General features: G+C 66.9%; 21 protein-coding genes and 1 other RNA gene. 11 read left to right on the forward strand and 11 right to left on the reverse strand.

Annotated features, from left to right (window positions below):
• Nucleotides 1-4: 4 nt before the first annotated feature.
• The 6 genes from SR870_RS09495 to SR870_RS09520 form a co-directional block, all read right to left on the reverse strand.
• Nucleotides 5-799: a thymidylate synthase gene (locus SR870_RS09495; protein WP_322517720.1), complete on the reverse strand. Its 795-nt coding sequence runs from the start codon at nt 797-799 to the stop codon at nt 5-7.
• 154 nt (nt 800-953) lie between these two features.
• Nucleotides 954-1,967 carry a tripartite tricarboxylate transporter substrate-binding protein gene (locus SR870_RS09500; RefSeq protein ID WP_322517721.1) on the reverse strand — a complete coding sequence of 338 codons (1,014 nt, stop codon included), beginning with the start codon at nt 1,965-1,967 and terminating at the stop codon, nt 954-956.
• Between the two features lie 116 nt (nt 1,968-2,083).
• A complete protein-coding gene (locus SR870_RS09505) occupies nt 2,084-3,601 on the reverse strand; it encodes a tripartite tricarboxylate transporter permease (RefSeq protein WP_322517722.1) in 1,518 nt (505 codons plus the stop codon).
• Nucleotides 3,602-3,610: 9 nt separating this feature from the next.
• The gene (locus SR870_RS09510; RefSeq protein ID WP_322517723.1) at nt 3,611-4,111 is read right to left on the reverse strand and encodes a tripartite tricarboxylate transporter TctB family protein; all 501 of its coding nucleotides are present in this window, start codon (nt 4,109-4,111) and stop codon (nt 3,611-3,613) included.
• A gap of 75 nt (nt 4,112-4,186) precedes the next feature.
• Nucleotides 4,187-4,720 carry a chromate transporter gene (locus SR870_RS09515; RefSeq protein WP_322517724.1) on the reverse strand — a complete coding sequence of 178 codons (534 nt, stop codon included), beginning with the start codon at nt 4,718-4,720 and terminating at the stop codon, nt 4,187-4,189.
• A complete protein-coding gene (locus SR870_RS09520; protein WP_322517725.1) occupies nt 4,717-5,316 on the reverse strand; it encodes a chromate transporter in 600 nt (199 codons plus the stop codon). Before SR870_RS09520 ends, SR870_RS09515 begins: the two co-directional genes overlap by 4 nt.
• A 106-nt stretch (nt 5,317-5,422) precedes the next feature.
• On the opposite strand from SR870_RS09520, the gene ssrA reads away from it, so the two are divergent.
• The 5 genes from ssrA (at nt 5,423) to SR870_RS09545 (ending at nt 8,776) form a co-directional block, all read left to right on the forward strand.
• Nucleotides 5,423-5,789: a transfer-messenger RNA gene (gene ssrA, locus SR870_RS09525) on the forward strand.
• A 206-nt stretch (nt 5,790-5,995) separates the two neighbouring features.
• Complete coding sequence (locus SR870_RS09530; protein WP_322517726.1) at nt 5,996-6,520, forward strand: SspB family protein; 525 nt, start codon at nt 5,996-5,998, stop codon at nt 6,518-6,520.
• An 87-nt stretch (nt 6,521-6,607) separates the two neighbouring features.
• Complete coding sequence (gene fumC / locus SR870_RS09535) at nt 6,608-8,041, forward strand: class II fumarate hydratase (RefSeq protein ID WP_322517727.1); 1,434 nt, start codon at nt 6,608-6,610, stop codon at nt 8,039-8,041.
• Between the two features lie 265 nt (nt 8,042-8,306).
• Entirely contained in the window at nt 8,307-8,495 is a 189-nt protein-coding gene (locus SR870_RS09540; RefSeq protein ID WP_322517728.1) for a DUF4169 family protein, read from the forward strand.
• On the forward strand, nt 8,492-8,776 hold the full coding sequence (locus tag SR870_RS09545) for a ribbon-helix-helix domain-containing protein (protein WP_322517729.1): 285 nt from the start codon (nt 8,492-8,494) through the stop codon (nt 8,774-8,776). The genes SR870_RS09540 and SR870_RS09545 overlap by 4 nt, the downstream gene beginning before the upstream one ends.
• A 127-nt stretch (nt 8,777-8,903) precedes the next feature.
• Here SR870_RS09545 and SR870_RS09550 read toward each other — a convergent pair whose 3' ends face one another.
• Together SR870_RS09550 and SR870_RS09555 are read right to left on the reverse strand one after the other, a co-directional pair.
• A complete protein-coding gene (locus tag SR870_RS09550; protein WP_322517730.1) occupies nt 8,904-12,875 on the reverse strand; it encodes an AsmA family protein in 3,972 nt (1,323 codons plus the stop codon).
• A 135-nt stretch (nt 12,876-13,010) separates the two neighbouring features.
• Entirely contained in the window at nt 13,011-14,438 is a 1,428-nt protein-coding gene (locus SR870_RS09555; protein ID WP_322517731.1) for an FAD-binding oxidoreductase, read from the reverse strand.
• A 65-nt stretch (nt 14,439-14,503) separates the two neighbouring features.
• Here SR870_RS09555 and SR870_RS09560 point away from each other — a divergent pair, with 65 nt between their 5' ends.
• Nucleotides 14,504-15,037, forward strand: coding sequence for a thioesterase family protein (locus SR870_RS09560; protein ID WP_322517732.1), 534 nt, complete (start codon nt 14,504-14,506; stop codon nt 15,035-15,037).
• On the opposite strand, the gene SR870_RS09565 is transcribed toward SR870_RS09560, so the two are convergent.
• Nucleotides 15,034-15,207 (reverse strand): DUF1328 domain-containing protein, encoded by a 174-nt coding sequence (locus SR870_RS09565; RefSeq protein WP_322517733.1) that lies wholly within the window; start codon nt 15,205-15,207, stop codon nt 15,034-15,036. The genes SR870_RS09560 and SR870_RS09565 overlap by 4 nt on opposite strands.
• A 314-nt stretch (nt 15,208-15,521) precedes the next feature.
• Here SR870_RS09565 and SR870_RS09570 point away from each other — a divergent pair, with 314 nt between their 5' ends.
• The 4 genes from SR870_RS09570 (at nt 15,522) to SR870_RS09585 (ending at nt 20,333) form a co-directional block, all read left to right on the forward strand.
• Nucleotides 15,522-18,101: an ATP-dependent helicase gene (locus SR870_RS09570; protein ID WP_322517734.1), complete on the forward strand. Its 2,580-nt coding sequence runs from the start codon at nt 15,522-15,524 to the stop codon at nt 18,099-18,101.
• Nucleotides 18,102-18,109: 8 nt separating this feature from the next.
• On the forward strand, nt 18,110-18,388 hold the full coding sequence (locus SR870_RS09575; RefSeq protein WP_322517735.1) for a type II toxin-antitoxin system HicB family antitoxin: 279 nt from the start codon (nt 18,110-18,112) through the stop codon (nt 18,386-18,388).
• 260 nt (nt 18,389-18,648) lie between these two features.
• Nucleotides 18,649-19,569, forward strand: a complete 921-nt coding sequence (locus SR870_RS09580; RefSeq protein WP_322517736.1) for an ABC transporter ATP-binding protein — start codon at nt 18,649-18,651, stop codon at nt 19,567-19,569.
• Between the two features lie 2 nt (nt 19,570-19,571).
• The gene (locus SR870_RS09585) at nt 19,572-20,333 is read left to right on the forward strand and encodes an ABC transporter permease (protein ID WP_322517737.1); all 762 of its coding nucleotides are present in this window, start codon (nt 19,572-19,574) and stop codon (nt 20,331-20,333) included.
• 111 nt (nt 20,334-20,444) lie between these two features.
• Here SR870_RS09585 and SR870_RS09590 read toward each other — a convergent pair whose 3' ends face one another.
• Nucleotides 20,445-20,792 carry a hypothetical protein gene (locus SR870_RS09590; protein ID WP_322517738.1) on the reverse strand — a complete coding sequence of 116 codons (348 nt, stop codon included), beginning with the start codon at nt 20,790-20,792 and terminating at the stop codon, nt 20,445-20,447.
• Nucleotides 20,793-21,055: 263 nt separating this feature from the next.
• Between SR870_RS09590 and SR870_RS09595 the strand changes: the two genes are divergently transcribed.
• Nucleotides 21,056-21,817 carry a L,D-transpeptidase gene (locus SR870_RS09595; RefSeq protein ID WP_322517739.1) on the forward strand — a complete coding sequence of 254 codons (762 nt, stop codon included), beginning with the start codon at nt 21,056-21,058 and terminating at the stop codon, nt 21,815-21,817.
• Nucleotides 21,818-21,947: 130 nt separating this feature from the next.
• On the opposite strand, the gene SR870_RS09600 is transcribed toward SR870_RS09595, so the two are convergent.
• Entirely contained in the window at nt 21,948-24,227 is a 2,280-nt protein-coding gene (locus SR870_RS09600; protein WP_322517740.1) for a fused MFS/spermidine synthase, read from the reverse strand.
• Nucleotides 24,228-24,417: the final 190 nt, after the last annotated feature.

Raw genomic sequence — 24,417 nt, forward strand, 5'->3', positions numbered from 1 at the left:
ACCGCTACACCGCCACCTCCGCCTTGATGTGCGGGTGCGGGTCGTAGCCCTGCAGCGTGAAGTCCTCGTAGCGGAAGCCGAAGATGTCGGTGACGGCGGGATCGATCGTCATCACCGGCAGCGCGCGCGGCGCGCGGGTCAGCTGCAGTCGCGCTTGCTCGAGGTGGTTGGAATACAGATGCGCGTCGCCCAGCGTGTGAACGAAATCCCCGGGCTGCAGGCCGGTCACCTGCGCCACCATCATCGTCAGCAGCGCGTAGGACGCAATGTTGAACGGCACGCCGAGAAACGCATCGGCGGAACGTTGATACAACTGGCACGACAGCTTGCCGTTCGCGACGTAGAACTGGAACAGGCAGTGGCATGGCGGCAGCGCCATCTTCTCGACATCCGCCGGGTTCCACGCGGTAACGATCAGCCGCCGCGAATCCGGGTTGCGCTTGATCATGTCGACCACGCCCGCGATCTGGTCGATGCTGCCGCCGTCGGCGGTCGGCCAGGACCGCCATTGCGCGCCGTAGACCGGGCCGAGATCGCCGTTGGCGTCCGCCCATTCGTCCCAGATCGTGACGCCGTGATCGCGCAGATATTTGATGTTGGTGTCGCCCTGCAGAAACCACAGCAGTTCGTGGACGATCGCCTTCAGCGGCAGCCGCTTGGTGGTCAGCATCGGGAAGCCGGCCGCCAGATCGAACCGCATCTGATGGCCGAACACGGACAGCGTGCCGGTGCCGGTGCGGTCGTGCTTCTCGGCGCCGTCGCTGAGGATGCGCTCGAGCAGGTCGTGGTACTGGATCATCGGTCGTCGGTGCCCGGAATGGCGCCGGCGTGGCAGCCGCCGGAAGCGGCCGCTGCGCAAGGCTGCGGATATACGGAATCCATGCCGAAAATACCCCTGCCGGTCGAAACAACAAGGATTGATCGCGCCCGCGCCGCGGCCGTCAACCGCTTTCTCAATGGCTCGAACGTTTCAGAACCAGGCCCCATTTCTGCAGCTCGGTCTGCACGCGCGCGTGCAGCGCGCCGGGGGTGCGTTGGTCCGGCGGCGGAACAATGACGCCGAGGCCGATGAGCGGATCGCGAACCTCGGGCTGGTCCAGCGCCCGCGCCACCGACTCGTTCAGGATGGCGACGATCCGATCGGGCGTGCCTTTCGGCGCGAACAGGGCGTTCCAGGCCTCGACCTCGAAAGCCGGCAGGCCGGTCTCGGCGGCGGTCGGCACTGTCGGCAGAGCAGGATCGCGTTGGGGACTGGCGATGACATAGGCCCTCACCGCACCGTCGCGCAGCGGGACCACCACGTTGACGATCTGGTCGCACATATAATCGACCTGCCCGGCCGCCAGCGCCTCCATCGCCGGCGCCGTCCCATTGAACGGAACGCCGGTAGGATCGATGCCCAGCAGATGATTGAGGAGCGTGCAGGACGCATAGGACACCGACCCCACCCCCGCATGCGCCATATTGAGCAGATGGGTGTGGCCTCGCACGTAAGAGACGAATTCGCCGAAATCCGCCGCCGGGAATTTCCGACGCGCCACCACCAGCACCGGCATCCGCGACAACAGCGCGACCGGCGCGAAATCGGCATCCGGCCGGTATCCGAGATTGGGGTAGAGCGCGACAGCCGCAGCGTGGGTCCCCATGTGGCCGACGATCAGCGTATAGCCGTCCGGCTCGGCCCGCGCCGCCCGCAATGTCGCGGTGGTCCCGCCGGCGCCGACGACGTTCTCGATCGCGACCGGCTGCCCCAACGTCTTCGACATCTCGGCTGCCACGATCCGCGCCACCACGTCGGTCGGGCCACCCTTGGCGAACGGAACGATGACAGTGAGCGGACGTGCCGGATAGCCGGCCGGGGTTTGACCGACCGCCGGCCCGCCCGAAAGCGACGCCGAAACTGCGAGGGCCAGACCGATGACAGCGGCGACGCGCCTGAACGCGACCGCCCGCGCAATGCAATGCATTTTCCCGCCTCCGGCAGAAATTCCTTACCAATATCGAGATGATCGGGAACGAATGCCCCGATCGAATATATCAGACAATCACGACGCCCGGCGCGCCTGCGCCGAGCGCAAATCGATCAGTTCTCGGACTCGACGAAAACCTCGTCGCGCTTGTGCCGCAGGGACGGAAGCACCGCGAGCACCAGCAGACCGGCGGCCACCACAAGCAGAGCCGCCGACAGCGGCTCGGTCACGAACACTGTAGCATCGCCGCGCGAGATCAGCAGCGCCCGGCGCAGATTTTCCTCCATCAGCGGCCCGAGCACCATCCCCAGCAACAGAGGAGCAGGCTCGAAATCGTGCTTGACCAGCCAGTAGCCGATCAATCCGAAGATCCCCGCCATCACGACGTCGGTCGGCGCGTTGTTCACCGAGTAGATGCCGATGGCGCAGAATACCACGATCGCCGGAAACATCAGCCGGTACGGCACCCGGAGCAACCGCACCCAGACTCCGACCAGCGGCAGGTTGATGATCAGCAGCATCAGATTGCCGATCCACATCGAGGCGATCATCCCCCAGACCAGTTCCGGCTGGTTCTGCATCACCTGCGGTCCCGGCACGATGCCGTGAATGGTCATCGCGCCGACCATCAGGGCCATCACCGCATTCGGCGGAATGCCCAGCGTCAGCAGCGGGATGAACGACGTCTGGGCAGCGGCATTGTTGGCGCTTTCCGGCCCCGCCACGCCTTCGATCGCGCCCCGGCCGAACCGGTACGGCGTCCGCGAGATCTTCTTTTCCAGCGTATAGGATGCGAACGACGCGATCACCGCGCCGCCGCCCGGCAGGATGCCGAGAAGCGAACCGAGCACGGTCCCCCGCGCGATCGCCGGCGCGGCCTCGCGCAGATCCTTCCGGGTCGGCATCAGGCCGGTGATCTTCTGCTGGACCAACTGACGGTCGGCCTCGGTGCCGCCGTCGAGGTTGCGAATGATCTCGGCGAAGCCGAATACGCCCATCGCCACCGTGGCGAAGCCGAGACCGTCGGCGAATTCCGGGATGCCGAAAGTCATCCGCGACGCGCCGGTTTCGATGTCGGAGCCGATCATCGACAGCAGCAGCCCGAGCGCGATCATCGCGATCGCCTTGAGCACGGAGCCCTTCGCCAGCACCACCGCGAAGATCAGGCCGAGCACCATCAGCGAGAAATACTCCGCCGGTCCGAACTCCAGCGCGAGCTTGGTCAGCGGTACGCCCAACACCGCGATCAGCACGGTGGCGAAACAGCCCGCAGCGAACGAGCCGATCGCCGCGATCGCCAGCGCCGGGCCGGCGCGGCCCTGCTTCGCCATTTGGAAGCCGTCGAGCGTCGTGACCACCGACGTCGCCTCGCCGGGAATATTGACCAGGATCGAGGTGGTCGAGCCGCCATACTGGGCGCCGTAATAGATGCCGGCCAGCATGATGAGCGCGCCGACCGGCGGCAGGCCGAAGGTGATCGGTAGCAGCATCGCCACGGTGGCGATGGTGCCGATCCCCGGCAGCACGCCGATCAGCGTGCCGACCAGGGCGCCGATCAGGCAGAGCCCGAGATTCATCGGCGAGGCGGCGACCTGAAAGCCCAGCGCGAGATTGGAAAACAGATCAAACATCGCGGGCGCTCACCGGATCAGGAACGACGGATACAGCGGCATCGGCAGTCCCAGCGCATAGGGAAACAGCAGGCTGCAGCCGATGGTCAGCACGATGCCGACGATGATCGTTTCCTTCCAGCGCGTTTCGGGAGTTCCCAGCGCGGCGATCAGAAAGGTCGTGAATGCGGAAACGATGAGTCCGAGCGGGCGGATCGACACGGCGAACGACAGGATCGCGAGGCCGACGAACAGCGGTCCGCGCCAGTGGAATTTCGCCATCGGCTCGCCGTCGACCAGGATGGCGGTCACCGTCAGCACGACGCCGGTCCCGAGCAGCAGCAGCGCGAAGATCCGCGGCGCGGTCCCGGCGCCGAACGAAAAGCCCTGCATGCCCTGAAGATCGCTCGACGCCCACAGCGCGAAGGCCGCCACCGCCACCAGAGCGAGGCCACCGATGAAGTCCTGCGGCCCGCGGATCCATTTCGGAAACACGGATTTCTCCGAGACGCGGCTCGGCGTGTCGCTCATCGTTCCCTCCCCGTTGCCGGGCTTCGTGGCCCGTTTCTATTGTCGCAGCGTGGCCGTCCTGCCTACCCAGTTTCCTCAGACAACGCCAGCGAAACCCAGTATGCCGCCGGCGATCAGCAACCACAGCGGATTGAGCCGCGTCGCCGCCGCGAGCACGGCGGCGGCCGCGGTGACGAGCGCTGCGCCGATCGTGCGATCGGACGTCGTCGCCAGGATCAGGCCGCTCGCGCACATCAACCCGATCGACAGCGGCACCAGCGCCGCCTGGATGATGGCCGGCCATTGCGACCGGCTGGCGCGGCCGAGCATGCGGCTGACCACATAGGCGAGTACGGCGGTGGGTCCGCACATCGCCAGCGTCGCCACCATCGCGCCGGCGATACCGGCCACGTGGTAACCGATCAGCGTCACGATCAGGACGTTCGGACCGGGCGACAATTGAGCGATCGCATAGGCGTCGGCGAATTGCACATCGGTGAGCCAGTGATGGACGTCGACCACGATCCGATGAATTTCCGGCACCGCGGCATTGGCTCCGCCGATCGCGAACAGCGACATCAGGGCGAATGTCGCCGTCAGCGATCCGAGCGAGGGGTCGCTTCCGTTCATGGCGCGCGCCGCCGCCGGATCAGGTAGCTCGCCGCGATGCCGAGAGGGGCCATCACCGACAGCACCGCAGGCAGCGGCAGCCGCAGCACGCCGATCGCGACGAACACCGCGACCAGCAGCAGCACCGCGACCGGGTCGCGCTTGCGCAGCAGCGGCAGCATCATCTTGAAACCGACCGCAAACAGCAGCCCGACGGCGACGCAGGTGACGCCCGCCAGCGTGCGGCGGAGCGCGTCGATCTCGCCATAGCGGGCGTACAGCGCGGCGAGGATCGTGACGATCAGCACCGGCGGCGCCACCAGCCCGGTGAACGCCGCGAGCGCGCCGGGAATCCCGCGGATGCGTGCGCCGAACACCACCGAGAGATTGACGATATTCGGCCCCGGCAGGAAGTGGCACAGCGCGAAAGTGTCGTTGAATTCGTCGGCAGTCATCCACCGGTGCTTTTCGACGATGCCGCGCCGCGCCCACATCAGCACCCCGCCGAAACCGGCCAGCGACATCTTCGCGAAGGCGACGAACAGTTCGCCGAGCTGCGGCCGCGGAACCCGCGGCGCCGGGCTGTCTGCAACAGAGGCTGGAGCGTGGAAAGCCATGGCTAAGCTGTAGAACGGCCCATTATCACCGACCACCGGCATTTTTGCCGGCCGCCGTTTCGCGCCAGGCCGAGCTGACCGGATAATGGACGTTTTGACGGCGATCGCCCTTCCGCCCCAAGCGATTGCCCCCTATATTGGAAGCGTCGGGGCAACCCGACTATGGAAATAAATGGCCGTCGTAATAAACCATTCGGACCCGGGGGCAGTACCCGGCGCCTCCACCAAAGCCCGCAGGTTCCGTCCGACATGCGGGTTTCGGCGGGGGCGAAACAGGATCGACGAGGGCGTAAAGGGCTTGCTTTTTCCCGGTATTGTTCCGCCGTTATCGGGCTATGCAATAGTTGCCAACGACAACTATGCTCCGGTTGCTCAGGCTGCGTAACGCAGTTTGAAAGACCAAGTCTGAAGTCCTGACGGGTTAAGCTCCGTTTGGCGGGGTTCGGAGGCACCTGGCAACAGAAGCCTCCACTTTACTTTTCCTTCGCGTCCCTCGATGCCCTTCCGCCGGCGCCGGGGCGCACAATATTCAGCCGTGATGCCTGCTGACCCCGGACCATTGCCGGGTTACGATCCGCCCGGTCGGCGCGAGTCGGACCCTGGCGCCGGTGGCGGTCAGTGTCGAAGCGCGCGGCGACGGGACAAGCGAGTACAGGACAAGGCGGGCACAGGACAGGTCATGGCCACCGATCACATCCGATACGACGTCCTCGCGCGGGAAGCATTGCGCGGCGTGCTGCGGCAGGTCCTGACCGATGTCGCCCAACACGGCCTGCCGGGCGAGCACCACTTCTTCATCACCTTCCTGTCCAGGGCCGATGGCGTGAAGCTGTCGCCGCGGCTGCTGGCGCAATATCCGGAAGAGATGACCGTGATCCTGCAGCATCAGTTCTGGGATCTGGTGGTGACCGAGGATCGCTTCGAGGTCGGACTGTCGTTCGGCGGCATTCCGGAGCGGCTGGTGGTGCCGTTTTCGTCGATCAAGAGCTTCTTCGATCCGTCGGTGCAGTTCGGCCTGCAATTCGAGGCCAGTGACGGCGCCGCTGAAACTGCCGACGCCGGCGCGCCGGAAATCGCGCCCCCGGCGCCGAGCCCTGCTCTCCCGGCAGCGGCCGAATCCGGCCCGGCAGAAATCGCCGCCGACGAATCGGTGAAGTCCGAAGGCGCCGAAGTGGTGCGGCTCGATCGCTTCCGCAAGAAATAGAATTCGCCCAGTTCGCGCCCCGCCGGCCGCGACGCGGCCCGCGGAAGCTCGCTCGTTTCCCCACCGCCGACCGACAGGACGACCGCCATGGCCCGCAAACCCGGCGCCGCCGAATCCAGCGCAGCCAAATCCGGCGCCACCCGCAGCGAAACCGACAGCTTCGGACCGATCGAGGTCGCTGCAGACCGTTACTGGGGCGCGCAGACCGAACGCTCGCGGCAGAACTTCCGGATCGGCCGGGAGCGGATGCCGATCGGCCTCGTGCACGCGCTCGGCATCGTCAAGCTCGCTGCCGCCGAGACCAACCGCGAACTAGGCCTGCTCGACGCACGCCGCGCCGGCGCGATCGTCCGCGCCGCCCGCGAAGTGATCGACGGCAAGCTCGACGATCACTTCCCGCTGGTGGTGTGGCAGACCGGTTCCGGCACCCAGACCAACATGAACCTCAACGAGGTGATCGCCAACCGCGCCAATGAACTGCTCGGCGGCGAGCGCGGCAGCAAGAAGCCGGTGCATCCCAACGATCACGTCAATATGAGCCAGTCGTCGAACGACTCGTTCCCGACCGCGATGCACATCGCCGCGGCGCAGGCGATCGTCAGCGACCTGATCCCGGGCCTGACGACGCTGCACGACGCGCTGCGCGCCAAGGAAAAGGCGTTCGCCAAGATCGTCAAGATCGGCCGCACCCACACCCAGGACGCCACGCCGCTGACGCTCGGCCAGGAGTTCTCCGGCTACGCCGCGCAGGTCGCGAGCAGCCTGGCCCGGCTGAAGCTCGCGGTGAAGGAGCTGTATCCGCTGGCGCAGGGCGGCACCGCGGTCGGCACCGGCCTCAACACCCATCCGAAATTCGCCAAGGCGTTCGCCAAGCGCGCGGCGGAGATCACCAAGCTGCCGTTCGTCACCGCCCCGAACAAATTCGAGGCGCTGGCGAGCAACGACGCCTACGTCTCCGTGCACGGCGCGATCAACGCCGCCGCGACCGCGCTGTTCAAGATCGCCAACGACATCCGCCTGCTCGGCTCCGGACCGCGCTCCGGCCTCGGCGAACTGATTCTGCCGGAGAACGAGCCGGGCTCGTCGATCATGCCCGGCAAGGTCAACCCGACGCAGTGCGAAGCGCTGACCATGGTGTGCTGCCAGGTGTTCGGCAATCACACCACGATCACCGTCGCCGGCAGCCAGGGTCACTTCGAGCTCAACGTCTACAAGCCGGTGATGGCACAGGCGATGCTGCAATCGATCGGACTACTCGCCGACGCCGCGCGCTCCTTCACCACCAACTGCGTCGACGGCATCCGCGCCGACGAAGTCAGGATCGGCGAATTGATGCAGCGCTCGTTGATGCTGGTCACCGCGCTGGCGCCGAAGATCGGCTACGATAACGCTGCGAAGATCGCCAAATCGGCGCATCAGCGCGGCACCACGCTGAAAGAGGAAGCGCTGCGGCTGGGCCTGGTGACCGAGGTCGAATTCGACCGGCTGGTCCGTCCGGACAATATGACGCATCCCGGCTGAGCCGAGCCGTCGCGCAGAGTGATCAAAAATGCCGTTTCGGAAATTGATGTAAATCATATCCCTTGCGCGTCTGGATTGATCAACTTGATCTCGCAGTGTTGCAATTTGCTAATTTTATTCCGCCGTCGGCGGAAGGAAGTCAGCAGCAACCTGCAGCGGTGAGGACTGTATTCTTGATGGTGATCGAGCCGCCTATGGTTTCGTGCATTCGTGCCCGGCCCTAAGCGACGCCCGTTGCCGATTTAGTCGATAATGGGTGCCCGTTATGGTGGATGTGGTCAATTTGAAGCGTTTCAAGAAACGGGCGGAGCGGGAAGCAGCCGCGAAGCTCGCCGACGTCAATCGTGCGCGATTTGGCAGAACCAAATCGCAGCGTGCGATCGACGATCATCGGGTCAGCCGCGCCAATGAACTGCTCGATCAACATGTAATCGGTGGCGAGGACGCGTCATGAAATCGCCGGTCGTCAAACGATCGATCGTGGTCGCGGGCCACAAGACCAGTGTCAGTCTCGAAGAGGCGTTCTGGAACGGCATGAAGGAAATCTCCGGCGTGCGGGACATGACTTTGTCCGAACTCGTCGGCGAGATCGACGGCAATCGCCAGCAGGGCAACCTGTCGTCGGCGATCCGCCTGTTCGTGCTGGACTACTTCCGCAGCCGCGCAATGCAGCAACCGCAACAGCCGCAGCCCGCGGTGGAAGCCAAGGTCGATAGCAGCATCGTGGCGCACTGATCGACGTCGTCGATTGGTGCGCAATTAGAGCGTTTTCGAGCGAAGTGGAAACCGGTTCGCGTGAAGAAAACGCGTCAGAACTAGAATCTAGAGCTCCGGTTCTGATTCTATCAGAACCGGAATTGCTCTAGTAGGCTGCCCGCGAGTTGTTCGGGGGCGTGAGCACCATTGGCGGGCGCGGCCGACCCGGTCGCGCGTCGCCGGGTGCGGGCTTGATTTCCAGAGCCGGCGGTAGCGGCGCAAGCTTCCCGGGTGCGCCCGGCTTGTCGCTGTTCGAGGCCTTGTTCGAGGCTTGGGGCGGCGCGGCTTGGGGCGGCGTCTGAACCGGCGCAGGCTTCGGCGTGGCAGCACGTGGCGGTGGCGATGTGCGGCGCGGGTCGGCGTCCGGCAGCGGCACGACCTGTGGTGCCGTGCCCGTTTGCGACCCGGGCGCCGCAGGCCCGTTCAACGGCGCGGTCGGGCCAAGGCTATTCTGCGCGGGCTTCGTCGGGGTGGACGGCGCTGGCGCAACTTCGCCAGCAGCAGCCCCGACAGGGGCAGTCCCGCCAGCACCACTTCCCCCGGCCGGCGCTGCGCCAGATTCCGGCATCCCCGACCGTGGCGCAGCAGTTGCGGCCTTGCCCGACCCGGGACCGTCGATGGCTGGCGTCATGGATGCATCAGGCTGCTTTGCAGACGGATCGGACCCATCCGGCCGCCCCGTCGCCGGCATGTCCTGGCCAGCTCTGTCGAGCGACGGGCCTGGTGACGGATCGGTCGGGCGCGAGGCCGGCATCACCGGCGGCTTCGCCTCCTGCTCCAGGCTTTGCAGTTTCTTGGTCTCGCGATCGATCCGCTGCACCGCCAGCCAGGACGACAGCGACGACAGATCGACATTGCGCGTCAGCCGCTCCGGCGGTCCCGCCGCAAAGATCCGGATTTCAGGCGGCAGGCCGGGACCCACGCCGGTCAGCGCCAGCGTGGCGCGCAGATCAGCCTGCCCGGCCGGGATGTCATAGCCACCCGAAATCACCGCCCGTGCGCCCTTAGCGGTCAGTGTCGTGGCCGCGACCCGCAACCGCCCGTCGGCCAGGCTGATCGGAAATTGCACGCTGTCGACCGGGAGCGTCCCGCCCGCCAGCACCGGTTCGATCGTTTTCGCCAGACTCGCCTCGTCGATCGGCTTGGCCTGGTCGCCGGCGCGGATCGCAACCTCGAACGCCTTCGGGTCGAGCCCGGGAATCTGCGCCCGCTCCAGCGTCAGCGTGCCGCCGCCGGCCAGCGCGCCGCTCAACGCCGAAGCGCTGCGGCCGACGCTGTCGATCGTGATCTGCAGCGAGGCTTTCGCCGCCGGCAGCACCTGCTCGCCATAGCGCAGCGCCGAAGCATCCGCGCCCGCCACCGCGACATTGGCGTCGACCGCCACGCCGGCATCGACCGGCCTCGCGTGCAGCACGACCTTGGCGTCGCCGCCCCCGAGCTTGCCCTTGGCATCCAGCGTCAGCGTGCCGCCGTCGTGTCGGAGCACGCCGCCGAACGGCTGCAATTCGGCGCCGCCCGGCAACGACGCGCGCAGCGCCTGGAACGCCAGCTTGCCACGCCAGCCGCGCAGCACGCCGCGGCCGAGCGGCTCGGTCGGATCATGGCCGGCAACACCGAGCGCCAGTTGCAGCGCCGGACCGAGCGCGAGCGCGTCGAGCCCGGCCTCGCCGTCGACCGCGATCTCGTCGCCGAGCGTCAGCGCCAGCCGCCCGCGAAGCCGCGCGCCGCCGAGGCCGGCGTCGATCTCGTTGAAAGTCCATTGCCGGCCGGCCACCGCCAGCCGTGAGGTCGCGCTGATCCTGGCTGCGTCGGAGCCTGCCGCAGCAAGGTCGAACAGCGGCGCCAGATCGATCCGGCGCGCATTCAGCGACAGCGCCGCCTTCGGCTCGGCCGCCCACGGCTCGACCCGGCCGTCGGCCTCGATGTCGAATAGGCCCCCGGTGAGACGCCCCTTCACCTTCAGCGGCGCCCCCCACGCGCCGGTCGCGGCGATGTCGAGCGCACCGCCGCCTTCGCCGGCGGCGAGCGCCCGATCGAGCCCGAGCAAGGTCAGCAACGAGGCCCCGCGCTCGGCCGACAATTTGCCGCTGAGGCTGATGTCGCTGCGGCTGAGCACATCGGCCTTGAGGTCGCCGATGTCGGCGCCGCTCGGCGTCGCCTTTAGGGTCACGGCGCCCTCGAGCGGCCGGCTGTCGATCTGCACCACCGCGCCCGCGTTGACCCGCCCGGCCTTCGCCTTGTCGGCATCGAGCGTCAGCGCCAGCGACACACGCGCCGGACCGGACGCGGCGCCGGGCATCTCGCCGATGGTCTTCAGCCGTGCGGCGAACGTCGGCGCGACGGCATCGAGCGCGTCCGCGATCGGCCGCAGCGACGGCGCAAGCGCCGCGAGATTGAGCCGCCCGATGGCGTTGGCGCGATCGAGTCGACCGTCGCCTTGCAGCGTGACGCCGCTCGCGCTCTTTGCTTCGAGCTGGTCGAGCGACACGGTGCCCGGCCCATAGCCGAACCGCGCCCGCAGCGGGCGCCAGGTCTGGCCGCCGGACTTGGCCTCGTCGAGGTCGAGCGCGACGCTGGCCTGCTCCGGCCAATTGTCGCGCGGCCCGGCGAACGAATTCCACAGCTCCGTCGCGGCGTCGAGATCGACCCGGTCGCCTTTCAGCACGGCCTCGATCCGGCCGCCGCGATCGGCCGTCCGGCTGGTGACGATGCGGCCCCGCAGCGTGCCGCCATCGGCCTCGATTGTCAGCGGATCGATCGTGATTACGTCTGCGGACGCGGCGACGCTGCCCTGCACCCGCAGCGGATTCGGCGGACCACTCGATGTCGGCGCACGCCCCTGCAGCCAGGCGGTGAGCAGATCCGGATCGGCGGACTCGATCGTCAGCGCGCCGTTGAACTGATCCGACGCGCCGGGCGGCCCGGCCTCGCCGCTCAGCGCCAGCCGCGAACCGCCGGGCGCCCGCAGCGCCAGCCGATCGATCCGCCAGATCTGGCGATCGGAGCGCAGCTCTGCGGCAATTTCGGTCAGCGGCCGCCCGCCGAGCATGATCTGCTCGGCGTCGAGCACGATCCGGGCCGGCAGCGGCGGCTTCGGCATCCTGGCGATGCGCTCGCGCAATTGCGGCAACCAGTCCTCACCCCCGGCCAGCAGCCTGTCGCCATCGAGCTGGCGGGCGGACAATCTGGCCGTGAGCAGCGGCGACACGCCGAATCGGACATCGCCGCTGCCCGCCAGCTTCAGCGCACGCTCGTCCGCGCCCCAGGATAGTTCGAGCTGATCCAGCGCCGCCGCGGCGGGATCGACCTTCACCTTGGCGGCGATCCGCCAGGGCGTGCGTGATCCGTCCGGCGCTGCGGTCGCGGCCAGGATGGCGGCGCCGTCGAACCGCGGCGATCGCTCGGCAAACGTCAGCACGCCGTTGAGGTCCGCCGACATGCCGCGGCCCGCCTGGTCGACCGTGACGTGCAGCCGCGTGCCATCGCCAGTCGCCGCGCGCCCGGCCGACAGCCGGAACGGATAGCGCGTGCCGTCCATCAGAAAATTGCCGTCGCCGCGCAGCGAGGCGCCCTGCGCCCGCAGATCGCCGGCAAAGGCGATATCGTTCAACTCGAAGGTGGAGCGGCTGGCGGCGTCGTGCAGCGCGATCCGGCCTGTCAGGTTGAGCCGGTCGATCGACAGCGCCGCGAGGTCGGACAGGCCGGAGGCCGGCCAATCGAGCCGGCCATCGGCATCGAGCCCGAGGTCGAGCGCAAAGCCGTTGATCGAGAGCTCGTCGGCGCGCCATTCGCCGCGCATCAGCGCGCCGAGGCTGAATTCGACGTCGAGCTTGGCGGCGCGAATTCGGCCGGGATCATTGGCGCCGCCGATGGTGACGTCCCGCAGTCGCAGCGTCGGCGTCGGTAGCAGCCTTGCGTCGAGTTGGCCTGCGACCCGGACCGGCGCTCCGGCCAACCGCGTCGCCTCGGCCTCGAACTGATCGCGGAACTGATTCCAGTCGATCACGAACGGCCCCACCAGAGCGGCAAGCAGCGCCAGAATCAGCGCGAAGGCTAGGCCGAGCAAGGTCGTCTGCAACGCGGTTTCCCCTCGGGCGATCAGCCGCCCCGGCCAATGATCAATAGCTCCGTTATTTCAACGCATAACAAAGAAAGATGGCGAACTCACAGCAACTTGCGTCGCGGCCGCCCGGAAGGCGGAAACTTCAGCCATTCAAATCCCTTGCGGCAGGATCTTGCCGGGATTGAAGATGTTCTGCGGGTCAAGCGCCTGCTTGATCGCGCGCATCGCCTGCAGCGCCTCGATGCCGAGCTCGGCTTGCAGATACTTTTGCTTGCCCTGCCCGATGCCGTGCTCGCCGGTGCAGGTGCCGTCCATCGCCTGCGCCCGCTCGACCAGACGGTGCATGAATTCGTCGGCGCGCGCCAGCTCGTCGGCGTCATTGACGTCGCACAGCAGCGAGCAATGGAAGTTGCCGTCGCCGACATGGCCGACGATCGGCGCCAGCAAATTCAGCCGCGCCATGTCGGCCTCGGTCTCGGCGACGCAATCGGCCAGCCGGGAAATCGGCACGCAGACATCGGTGGCGACCACGCCGACGCCGTCGCCGGGCCGCAGCGCCCGCACCGACCAATAGGCGTCGTGCCGGGCCTGCCACAGCTTGTTGCGATCCTCGGGCCGCGTCGTCCAGGTGAAGTCGCCGCCGCCACAGTCTTTGGCGATCGCGCCGAAATTCTTCGACTGCTCGGCGACCTCGACCTCGCTGCCGTGGAATTCGAGCAACAGCAGCGGCGTCTCCGGCAGCGTCAGCTTGGAATAGGCGTTGACGGCCCTGACCTGGGATTGGCTCAGCAGCTCGATCCGCGCCAGCGGGATGCCGGTCTGGATCGCCAGGATCACGGCCTGGCAGGCGTCGGTCACCGACGGGAACGAGCACGATGCCGCCGCGATCACCTCGGGGATGCCGCGCAGCTTGATGGTCAGTTCCGAGATGATGCCGAGCGTGCCCTCGCTGCCGACGAACAGATGCGTCAGGTCGTAGCCGGCGGCGGACTTTTTGGCGCGGGTTCCGGTGGTGATGATCTCGCCGTCGCCGCGCACCACTTTCAGCGCCAGAACGTTGTCGCGCATGGTGCCGTAGCGGACCGCATTGGTGCCGGAGGCCCGCGTCGCCGCCATACCGCCGATCGAGGCGTCGGCGCCCGGATCGATCGGGAAGAACAGGCCCTGGTCGCGCAGGTCTTCGTTCAGCGCCTTGCGGGTGACGCCGGGCTGGATCACGCAGTCGAGATCCTCGGCATGAACGCTGAGGATCTTGTTCATGTCGCGCAGGTCGATCGAGATGCCGCCGGCCGGGGCGTTGACGTGGCCTTCCAGCGAGGTGCCGGTGCCGAACGCGATCACCGGCACGCTGTATTTGGCACAAACGCGCACCACGTCCTGAATGTCCGCGGTCTCCTGCGCCATCACCACGGCGTCCGGCGGCTGGTTCGGCAGCCAGGTCGTGGTGTGGCCGTGCTGTTCGCGCACCGCGAGCGAGGTGACGAGACGGTTGCCGAACCGCGCCGCGAGCGCTTCAATGGCGCTCGCCACGGCCTGCGGCTCGGCGCGCTTCGGCGTGTTGGTGATGGTCAGGCCCACGATAAAAATCCTCCGGATCGGATCGACCGTGGCAAAGGATACCGGAGGGGTCAAGGGAGGCAGGATTGACTTTGGAAGTAGATCGCAACGTCGACGCCGGCAGCATCGCCGCGCCGTTCGTCACCACCGTGATGCAGATCGAACCGGCCTGGATCGACTACAACGGCCATCTCAACATGGCCTACTACAATGTGCTGTTCGATCGCTCGATCGATCAGATGTGGCTCGACCTCGGGATCGGTCCGGACTATCTGAAGACCCGCGGCGGCTCGACCTTCACGGCGGAGTGCCACGTGCGCTATCTGCGCGAGGTGCATCTCGGCGATCCGGTGCAGGTGCACGTCTATTTGATCGCGGCCGACGAGAAGCGGATCCACACCTTCGAGGAACTGCGCCATGCCGAGGAAGGCTGGCTGTCGGCGACGTCGGAGAACATGACGATGCATGTCGACATGGGCGTTCGCAAGGTCGCGCCGTTCCCGCCCGATATTCGCGCCCGGATCGAGCGCGTCGCCGAGGCGCATCGCGCGGCGCCGCGGCCCGAGGGCATCGGACGTAGCATCGCGATGCCCTCGAAGCGCGCAGAGGCCGTGCGCTAGACTCGCGTGCGGCCGCGGACCAGGCCGACGACGGCCGAGATCAGGAACAGCACGATCGCGATAAAGAACACCACCTTGGCGATTTCGATCGAGGCGCCGGCGATGCCGCCGAAGCCGAGCAGACCCGCGATCAGTGCGACGACCAGAAAAGTGACAACCCAACCCATCATGAGACCATCTCCTTTGCGCTTGGGACATCCGCGCGGGACGCCCTGAGAAACTCAACGCGCCTGCCAGCAGCCGCGCCATCTGGCGAACCAATCCAACGCTGGAACGAAAGTTCCGGCGCGTTCCGGCCTGCGAAAGGGCTTAATTTGCAGCCGTTTTGCGGAACAAAGGCGCTTGGACGCGCCGGTTGGCGCAGCCGCCTTGCGCGGGACAACCTGTCGTTTCCGGCTCGCAGACCCCATATCGCCGGATAATCCTGCTATGAAGGCTCCCCATCGCAAGCCCGCGGTGCCAACGTGGGTCAAAGACGATTCGCATGACTGAACCGAACAAGCGCGCCAATCTCGACCTCTCCGGCTATCAGCCCGCTGCCGGCGGCATCGCCGCGCGCGCGCGCGCCTCCGCGGCGCCGGCCTATCTGTCGGGGCTCAATCCGGAGCAGCGCGAGGCGGTCGAGACGCTGGACGGCCCGGTGCTGGTGCTGGCCGGCGCCGGCACCGGCAAAACGCGCGTGCTGACGACGCGGATCGCCCACATCCTCTCCACCGGCCGCGCCCGCCCCGCCGAAATCCTGTCGGTGACCTTCACCAACAAGGCCGCGCGCGAGATGAAGCTGCGGCTCGGCCAGATGCTCGGCCAGGCGGTCGAGGGCATGCCGTGGCTCGGCACCTTCCATTCCATCGGCGGCCGCATCCTGCGCTATCACGCCGAGCTGGTGCAGCTCACCTCGAACTTCACCGTGCTCGACACCGACGACCAGATCCGGCTGCTGAAGCAATTGCTCGCCGCCGACAATATCGACGACAAGCGCTGGCCGGCACGGATGCTGGCCGGGCTGATCGACGGCTGGAAGAACCGCGGCCTGACGCCGTCGCAGGTGCCCGCCGGCGAAGCCGCGAGCTTCGGCAACGGCCGCGGCGGCAAGCTCTACGCCGCCTATCAGGAGCGGCTGAAAGTGCTGAACGCCGCCGATTTCGGCGATCTGCTGCTGGAGAACATCAGGCTGTTCCGCGAGCACCCCGACGTGCTGCGGCAATATCAAAGCCGCTTCAAGTTCATCCTGGTCGACGAGTACCAGGACACGAACGTCGCGCAATATCTCTGGCTGCGGCTGCTGTCGCAGGCGCCCGGTCAAACCTCTCCCCGCGCGCGGCCCCTTCCCTCTCCCCTTGTGGGAGAGGGTGCCGAGCCACGAAGTGGCGAGGCGGGTGAGGGGTCGGAAGCAGAGGCTGCGATGCGCGGCGCCCCCTCACCCGGCATCGCGCTACGCGCGACGCCACCCTCTCCCACAGGGGGAGAGGGTGAAGCTCCCCCCAAAAACATCTGCTGCGTCGGCGACGACGATCAGTCGATCTATGGCTGGCGCGGCGCCGAGGTCGACAACATCCTGCGCTTCGACCACGATTTTCCCGGCGCGAAAGTCATCCGCCTCGAGCGCAATTATCGCTCGACCGGGCATATCTTGGCGGCCGCCTCACATCTGATCGCCCATAACGAAGGCCGGCTCGGCAAGACGCTGCGCACCGAGGACGTCGATGGCGAGATGGTCACCGTCACCGGCGCTTGGGATTCGGAAGAAGAAGCCCGCGGCATCGGCGAGGAGATCGAGCAGTTGCAGCGCCAGGGCCACAAGCTCAACGAGATCGCGATCCTGGTGCGCGCCTCGTTCCAGATGCGCGAATTCGAAGACCGCTTCGTCACCCTCGGCCTGCCCTATCGGGTGATCGGCGGACCAAGATTCTACGAGCGCGCCGAAATCCGCGACGCGCTGGCCTATCTGCGGGTGATCAACTCGCCGGCCGACGATCTCGCCTTCGAGCGCATCGTCAACGTGCCGAAGCGCGGCCTCGGCGACGCCACCGTGCAGATGCTGCACGACCATGCCAGGAAGCGCCGCATCCCGCTGTTCGAGGCCTCGCGGCTGGTGATCGACACCGACGAAATGAAGCCGAAAGCGCGGAGTTCGCTGCGCGGGCTGATCGAGAATTTCGAGCGCTGGCAGGTGCAGCGCAACGCGCTGTCGCATACCGAGCTGGCCGAGATCGTGCTCGACGAGAGCGGCTACACCGAGATGTGGCAGAAGGACCGCTCCGCCGACGCCGCCGGCCGGCTGGAGAACCTGAAAGAACTCGTCCGCTCGATGGAGGAGTTCGAGAATCTGCAAGGCTTCCTCGAACACATCTCGCTGGTGATGGACCGCGATGGCGCCGCCGACGAGGACGCCGTCAGCGTGATGACGCTGCATTCCGCCAAGGGCCTCGAGTTCGAGACGGTGTTCCTGCCCGGCTGGGAGGAAGGCCTGTTCCCGCATCAGCGCGCGCTCGACGATCAGGGCCGCGCTGGGCTCGAGGAAGAGCGCCGCCTCGCCCATGTCGGCATCACCCGCGCCCGCCGCCGCGCGAAGTTGTACTTCGCCACCAACCGCCGCATCCACGGCACCTGGAACACCACGATCCCGTCGCGCTTCCTCGACGAATTGCCGGCGGCGAATGTCGAGATCACCGAGTCCAAAGGCGGCTCCGGCTGGGGCGGCATGAGCGGCTACGGCCCGTCGCGCTTCGACAATGTCGAGTCGTTCGGCTCCAGCTATTCGACGCCGGGCTGGCAACGCGCGCAGGCCAATCGGAACAAGAACGGCGGCGGCCGCAGCGGCGGCGGCTTCAGCGAAAGTGGCTCACCATTCGGCGGCAGCCCCCGCCGCGCCCCCTTCACCATCGAAGGCGAACTGGTCGCGAAATCCACCGGCACCGACTCCGACTTCACCGTCAGCGACCGGGTGTTTCATCAAAAGTTCGGCTACGGCCAGGTCACCAAAATCGACGGCAACAAACTCACCATCGTGTTCGACAAGGCCGGCGAGAAGAAGGTGGTCGATAGTTTCGTGCAGCGGGTGTAGAGGCCGCCATGGTTCACTACGTCGCCTTGATCCACCAGGACTCTGACGGCAGCTACAGCGTGTCGTTTCCCGACATCCCCGGCGTCGTCACCGCGGGGGAGACGATCGAGGAAGCCGAGGAGGAAGCCGCCGAGCTTCTCGCCTTCGCGGCCGAGGACCCGGACGGCGCGATCGTTTTCAATCCGCCGCGCACGATCGACGAGCTGAACAAAGACCCGGCCTTCGTCAAGGCGAGTAAGGACGCGACCGTGGCGCTGATCGATTACCCCGCCCACGCGGCGGAGTGACCTCCCAGCCTCTCCCCGTCATTGCGAGCGAAGCGAAGCAATCCAGGGCGCAATGCACGGGTCTGGATTGCTTCGTCGGCTTCGCCTCCTCGCAATGACGCGGTGAGGTTCGGTGCCAGCAAGCCGGCGCCCAAATTTGTCGAGCTTCCCGACCCTTTCCCTTGTCGGTTGCGCCCCGCCTCCTTCGTCCTTATGTAACCGACCCGCGTGACCGGCTGCGCCCGCAGCCTCTTGTTCAGCGTCCCAGCCTGCGAGCCCTGATGGCCCCGATCATTTCCGTCCGAAATCTCAGCAAGACCTACGGCACCGGCCGCAAGGCGCTGAACGGCATCGACCTCGACATCATGGCCGGCGAGATCTTCGCGCTGCTCGGACCGAACGGCGCCGGCAAGACGACGCTGATCGGCACGATCTGCGGGCTCGTCAACGCGACCGGGGGCAAGGTCAGCGTCGCCGGCCACGATATCGTCGAGGACTATCGCGCCGCGCGCGAGATGATCGGGCTGGTGCCGCAGGAACTGCACACCGACGCGTTCGAATCGGTGTGGGACACGGTGAGCTTTTCCCGCGGCCTGTTCGGCAAGGCGAAGAACCCCGCGCATATCGAGAAGGTGCTGCGCGACCTGTCGCTGTGGGACCGCAAGGACAGCAAGATCATCACGCTGTCCGGCGGCATGAAGCGCCGGGTGATGATCGCAAAAGCGCTGTCCCACGAGCCGCAGATCCTGTTTCTCGACGAGCCGACCGCCGGCGTCGACGTCGAATTGCGCAAGGGGATGTGGGAGGTGGTGCGCGCGCTGAAGGCGACCGGCGTCACCATCATTCTCACCACGCATTACATCGAGGAAGCCGAGGAGATGGCCGATCGCGTCGGCGTCATCAACAACGGCGAACTGATCCTGGTCGAGGAAAAAGCCGCGCTGATGCGGAAGCTCGGCAAGAAGCAGCTCGCGCTGTATCTCGACGAAGCTCTCGGCGCGATCCCGCCGCAGCTTGCCGCCTACGATCTGGCGCTCGCCGACGACGGCCGCAGGCTGATCTACACCTACGACACCCGCGCCGGACACACCGGCATCACCGCCCTGCTCGGCGACATCCGCGCCGCCGGCATCCATTTCAGCGATCTCGACACCAGCCAGTCGTCGCTGGAAGAGATCTTCGTCAGCCTGGTGAGGGCGTGAGCATGAACCATCGGGCCGTCAAGGCGATCTATCTGTTCGAGATGGCGCGGACCTGGCGCACGCTGATGCAGAGCATCGTGTCGCCGGTGCTGTCGACCTCGCTGTATTTCATCGTGTTCGGCGCGGCGATCGGCTCGCGCATCGATCAGATCGAAGGCGTCAGTTACGGCAGTTTCATCGTGCCCGGGCTGATCATGCTGTCGGTGTTGACGCAGAGCGTGGCGAACGCCTCGTTCGGCATCTACTTCCCGAAATTCACCGGCACGATCTACGAGATTCTCTCGGCGCCGGTGTCGTTCCTGGAAATCGCGCTCGGCTATGTCGGCGCCGCGGCGACCAAGTCGATCATCCTCGGCCTGATCATTCTCGCCACCGCCTGGCTGTTCGTGCCGCTGAAGATCGCGCATCCGGTCTGGATGCTGAGTTTTCTGGTGCTGACGTCGGTGGCGTTCAGCCTGCTCGGCTTCATCATCGGGATCTGGGCGGACGGCTTCGAGAAACTGCAGATCGTGCCGCTCTTGATCATCACGCCGCTGACGTTTCTCGGCGGCAGCTTCTATTCGATCTCGATGCTGCCGCCGATCTGGCAGACCATCGCGCTGTTCAATCCGGTGGTCTATCTGGTCTCCGGCTTCCGCTGGAGCTTCTACGAGATCTCCGACGTCGATATCGGCATCAGCGTCGCCGCCACCTGCGGCTTCCTGCTCGCCGGAATGGCGGTGGTGTGGTGGATCTTCAAGACCGGCTACCGGCTGAAGGCCTGATCCGCCGGGCGTCGATCGGCCGACCATATCGATCGGACAGCCATATCGATCGGACCAAAGAGAAAAGGCGCGGCCCGAACGGCCGCGCCTCCTCTGGACAGGTTCGCCGGCTCAGCGGCGATAGCAGCGGAATTTGCCGCTCCTTGTGTAGTAGCCCTTGCAGCGGTGGCCGCGGTGATAGCGATAGCGCGGGCCTTGGTTGGGCAGGCCGAGAACGCCGTTGACGGCGCCCACAGCACCACCGACACCGGCGCCGATCGCGCCGCCGACTACGCCGCCCACCGGCCCCGCCGCGCGGTTGCCTTCGCGCGAGCCTTCCTGCGCGCCGCGGACGATGCCCTGGGCATGGCCGATCGTCGGGATCGCCAGCAGCGCCAGCGCCAGCGCGGCTGCGGCCAGCATCGCCTTCAGCGGCGACTGGTCGGCGCGAAGGGCGAGCGTCTTCGTGGTGGTTCTCATGGTGTCCATCCTTCGGGATTGTCCCCCGATCGAGCGTCGGAGCAGTTGTGAGGCGACAACCCGCAATGCCGGATTAAGTTCCATTCAGCCCCGATTTCGCCGCAGCCCGGTCTTGGCCCCGCCCGGAGCACCGGCGAGTTAACGATGCCTGCGGTTTTCGGCATGCGACGCGCGCGCCACTGGAAACTGCGGAGGCCGCTATGCATATTACCGTCGGGGACGGGGCGGTGAAGTCGAAGGATCGGGCCGAGGAGGCCGTCAAAATGCGTTCGTATCTCGTTTCCCTCACCGGTCTGATCCTGCTGGCGGCGACCGGCGCCGCGCAGGCGAAAGTCGCGATCACCGTCGACAAGGACAATCAGCAGATGACCGTCGCGGTGGATGGCGTCGAGCGTTATCGCTGGCCGGTCTCGACCGGCAATCCGTCGCACGAAACGCCGAACGGCTCGTTCCAGACCTTCCGGATGGAGCCCGACCATTATTCGAAGGAGTTCGACGACGCGCCGATGCCGCACGCGATCTTCTTCACCAAACGCGGCCACGCCATCCATGGCACCGACGCCGCCGGCAAGCTCGGCGTGCCGGTGTCGCACGGCTGCGTGCGGCTGTCGCGCGAGAACGCCTCGAAGCTCTATGCGCTGGTCGAGAAGGACGGCGTGCTCAACACCACCGTCACCCTCACAGGGTCGTCGCGCGTGGCGCTGGCGCGACAGCCGGCCAACCGGACGGCCACCGCGGCGGCGCGGCGCGCGCCGGCGCCCGCCTATGACGGCACCGGCGAGCCGGTCGAACTCGCGCCGCGCGCGCAGCCGCGTGTGGTCGCGCCGCAGGTCGCCGACGACGGCTACATCTATCCGGCCGACGGCAGCGACAGTCGCCTCTACCCGGCCCCTCCCGGCTATCGCCGAGGCTACGCTCAGCCGCAGTACCAGTACTCGGATGAAGACGCCTACGCGGCCCAGGTCTACCAACCCCGACGCTACTACCAGCCGCGCAGCTATTACGGCGGCTACTCGGCCTATTGATCGACATTGATCGTGAGCCTGGAACGCGCGTCTGCCCCGGTGGACGCGCGTTTTGCCGCGCGTCGGGGCGGTCCCGGTTCCGGCGCGTTGTCTTGACGCGAACCGCCTGCCCGCTTCGCTCGCAAACGCCCTATTGCCCTTCCCGCAGCCGACGCCAGACCGCGCCGAGGACGTTGGAATAGTCGTCGGTCCACACCCGCTGGTGAGGACGCGGCTTCGTCAGTGTCCAGTCGGACGACGACGCGATCTCGCCGACATCCGCGGGTTCGCGCGCCGAGATCACCACCGAGGTGGCGAAGATGTATTCGGCGTCGCGTTCCGGATCGTCGCCATAGGCCCAGCTCTTCAGGCCGTTGGCGGCGGCGATGCCGACCACCACGCTCGACAGTTCGAGATGCCGGTTGGAGACGTGCATCAGAACCGATCCCTCCGGCGCCAGCTTCGACTTGTAGATCGCCATCGCCTCACGGGTGGCGAGGTGGATCGGGATCGCGTCCGAGGAATAGGCGTCGACGATGATCAGATCATAGGCGCCGGCCGGCTCGCCGGCGAAGGTCAGCCGCGCATCGCCCATCACCGGCTGCATGTCCGGCGCGCATTGGCTGACATAGGTGAAGTATTTCGGGTCGCGCGCGGTGTCGACCATCGACTGGTCGATCTCGAAGAAGCGCCAGCTTTCGCCGGGCTCCGCCGCGCAGGCCAGCGACCCCGCGCCGAGCCCGATCACCGCGACGCGGAGCGGCCCGGCCTTGCGGCCGCGGATCGCGGCGATCCCACGGCCGATGCCGCCGTCCTTGTCATAATAGGTGATCGGTTCGGGCCGGCCGCTGACCGGCGTGCCGTCGTCGTTCAGCATCTTCTGCGCGCCGTGGATCGTGGTGCCGTGCAGCAGCACGTGATACTGGCCGTTCGACGTCACCTGGATCTTGTGGACGCCGAAGAAGCTGCGAACGGTGTCGACCCGGCCGTCGTCGGGCGGATACAGCCGCGCCAGCGTCAGCGCCAGCACCACCGTGGCGAACACCTTCCAGCGATTGGCGCGCAGCGCCAGCGCCGCGAACGCCGCCACCGCCGCCACGTCGCCGACCAACAGCACGCGGTTGATGCTGAGCCATTCGAACACCCGGCCGGAGCTGAACGCCGGCGCAATCAGCACCACTGCCAGCGCGGCGAGAAACGCCCAGTACCAGCGCGTCCAGGCCGGAACGCGCTCGGCGACCGGCGGCCGACACAGCACCGCCAGCGCCAGCAGGATCGGGTATTCGGCAATCCAGGAAAAGCTGTAGGGCGCCACCAGACCGGCGAACAGGCCGCCGACCATGCCGCCGAACGACAGCGCGACATAGAAGCCGGTGAGATGGCGCGCATCCGGGCGCGTCCGGGCCAACTCGCCATGGCAGGCCATCGCGATCACGAAGAACGACAGCAGATGGCCGCCGAGGATCACCAGCAGATTGGGCGTGCCGGTATAGGCCAGCAGCACCGCGATCACCGCGATCGCCAGCGGTTGCGCCGCCAGCATCCATTTGTGCGGCAGCAGCGGCCGCGACTGGAACACCAGCACCCAGGTCAGCAGATACAGCGACAGCGGCAGCACCCACAGCAGCGGCGCCGCCGCGACGTCGGTCGAGATGTGGGCGGTCACCGCGATCAGGAGGCCGGACGGCACCGCCGCGAGGAAGATCCAGCGCCCCAGCGTCGTCCAGGACGGCGCGACCGCGCCCGCGTCGTCCTCGCCGGTGCGGGCGTTGATGTCCATCCGCGGCGAACGCAGCAGCAGATAGCCGCATCCGGCGATCAGCAGGATCAGGAGACCGTAACCGCCGGTCCAGAGGATGTTCTGTACGCGCAGCGTCAGCGCCGGCTCCAGCAACACCGGATAGGACAGCAGCGCCAGGAAGCTGCCGATATTCGAGGAGGCGTAGAGAAAGTAAGGATCGGGCCCGTTGGGATGCCCGGTGCGCACGAACCACGCCTGCAGCAGCGGATTGTTGGCCGCGAGCGCGAAGAACGGCAGGCCGATCGACACCGCGAACAGGCCGAGCAGCCAGAACGCATAGCCGCTCGACGGCGGCGTGCCCCAGCCGCTTGCGATCGACAGCGGCAGCATCAGCAACGCCGCGACCAATAGCGCCAGATGGATCGCAACCGGGACGGCGCGATTGCGGATCCTGCTGATGTAGTGCGCATAGGCGTAGCCGCCGAGCAGCAGCGACTGGAAGAACACCATCGCCACCGACCACACCGCGGGCGAGCCGCCGAGCCGTGGCAGCACCATCTTGGTGAACAGCGGCTGGACCGAGAACAGCAACAGCGCACTGGTGAAGATCGCCGCGGTGTAGACGATCAGGATCACCCGATTGCGCGCCTCGGAATTGTGAGCCGCGACGGGCGGCATCGACTCGGTCATACGGTCTCCAGCCTGGATGATCCGGCGATGCCGGCGCAGAAAATCGGACGTCGCGGCGGCGCGACGCGCCACCGCAGGCGGGGCCCGATGCGGCGCCGCCGCATCCGACCATCGCAGAACCGGACGCCGCCATCCACTCGGATCAGGCCACCGCGACGTTGTGCCGTGGCTACGGGGCGGCCTTGTGCCG

The sequence above is a fragment of the Rhodopseudomonas palustris genome (genome assembly GCF_034479375.1).
GTDB lineage: Bacteria > Pseudomonadota > Alphaproteobacteria > Rhizobiales > Xanthobacteraceae > Rhodopseudomonas > Rhodopseudomonas palustris_M.

Coding starts and splice junctions, on each gene's coding strand:
- SR870_RS09505 (WP_322517722.1), bottom strand. CDS start 3,601: ATGTTTGATCTGTTTTCCAATCTCGCGCTGGGCTTTCAGGTCGCCGCC.
- SR870_RS09510 (WP_322517723.1), bottom strand. CDS start 4,111: ATGAGCGACACGCCGAGCCGCGTCTCGGAGAAATCCGTGTTTCCGAAA.
- SR870_RS09530 (WP_322517726.1), top strand. CDS start 5,996: ATGGCCACCGATCACATCCGATACGACGTCCTCGCGCGGGAAGCATTG.
- SR870_RS09515 (WP_322517724.1), bottom strand. CDS start 4,720: ATGAACGGAAGCGACCCCTCGCTCGGATCGCTGACGGCGACATTCGCC.
- SR870_RS09590 (WP_322517738.1), bottom strand. CDS start 20,792: ATGAGAACCACCACGAAGACGCTCGCCCTTCGCGCCGACCAGTCGCCG.
- fumC (WP_322517727.1), top strand. CDS start 6,608: ATGGCCCGCAAACCCGGCGCCGCCGAATCCAGCGCAGCCAAATCCGGC.
- SR870_RS09545 (WP_322517729.1), top strand. CDS start 8,492: ATGAAATCGCCGGTCGTCAAACGATCGATCGTGGTCGCGGGCCACAAG.
- SR870_RS09570 (WP_322517734.1), top strand. CDS start 15,522: ATGACTGAACCGAACAAGCGCGCCAATCTCGACCTCTCCGGCTATCAG.
- SR870_RS09585 (WP_322517737.1), top strand. CDS start 19,572: ATGAACCATCGGGCCGTCAAGGCGATCTATCTGTTCGAGATGGCGCGG.
- SR870_RS09580 (WP_322517736.1), top strand. CDS start 18,649: ATGGCCCCGATCATTTCCGTCCGAAATCTCAGCAAGACCTACGGCACC.
- SR870_RS09495 (WP_322517720.1), bottom strand. CDS start 799: ATGATCCAGTACCACGACCTGCTCGAGCGCATCCTCAGCGACGGCGCC.
- SR870_RS09520 (WP_322517725.1), bottom strand. CDS start 5,316: ATGGCTTTCCACGCTCCAGCCTCTGTTGCAGACAGCCCGGCGCCGCGG.
- SR870_RS09540 (WP_322517728.1), top strand. CDS start 8,307: ATGGTGGATGTGGTCAATTTGAAGCGTTTCAAGAAACGGGCGGAGCGG.
- SR870_RS09600 (WP_322517740.1), bottom strand. CDS start 24,227: ATGACCGAGTCGATGCCGCCCGTCGCGGCTCACAATTCCGAGGCGCGC.
- SR870_RS09575 (WP_322517735.1), top strand. CDS start 18,110: ATGGTTCACTACGTCGCCTTGATCCACCAGGACTCTGACGGCAGCTAC.
- SR870_RS09565 (WP_322517733.1), bottom strand. CDS start 15,207: ATGATGGGTTGGGTTGTCACTTTTCTGGTCGTCGCACTGATCGCGGGT.
- SR870_RS09500 (WP_322517721.1), bottom strand. CDS start 1,967: ATGCATTGCATTGCGCGGGCGGTCGCGTTCAGGCGCGTCGCCGCTGTC.
- SR870_RS09595 (WP_322517739.1), top strand. CDS start 21,056: ATGCGTTCGTATCTCGTTTCCCTCACCGGTCTGATCCTGCTGGCGGCG.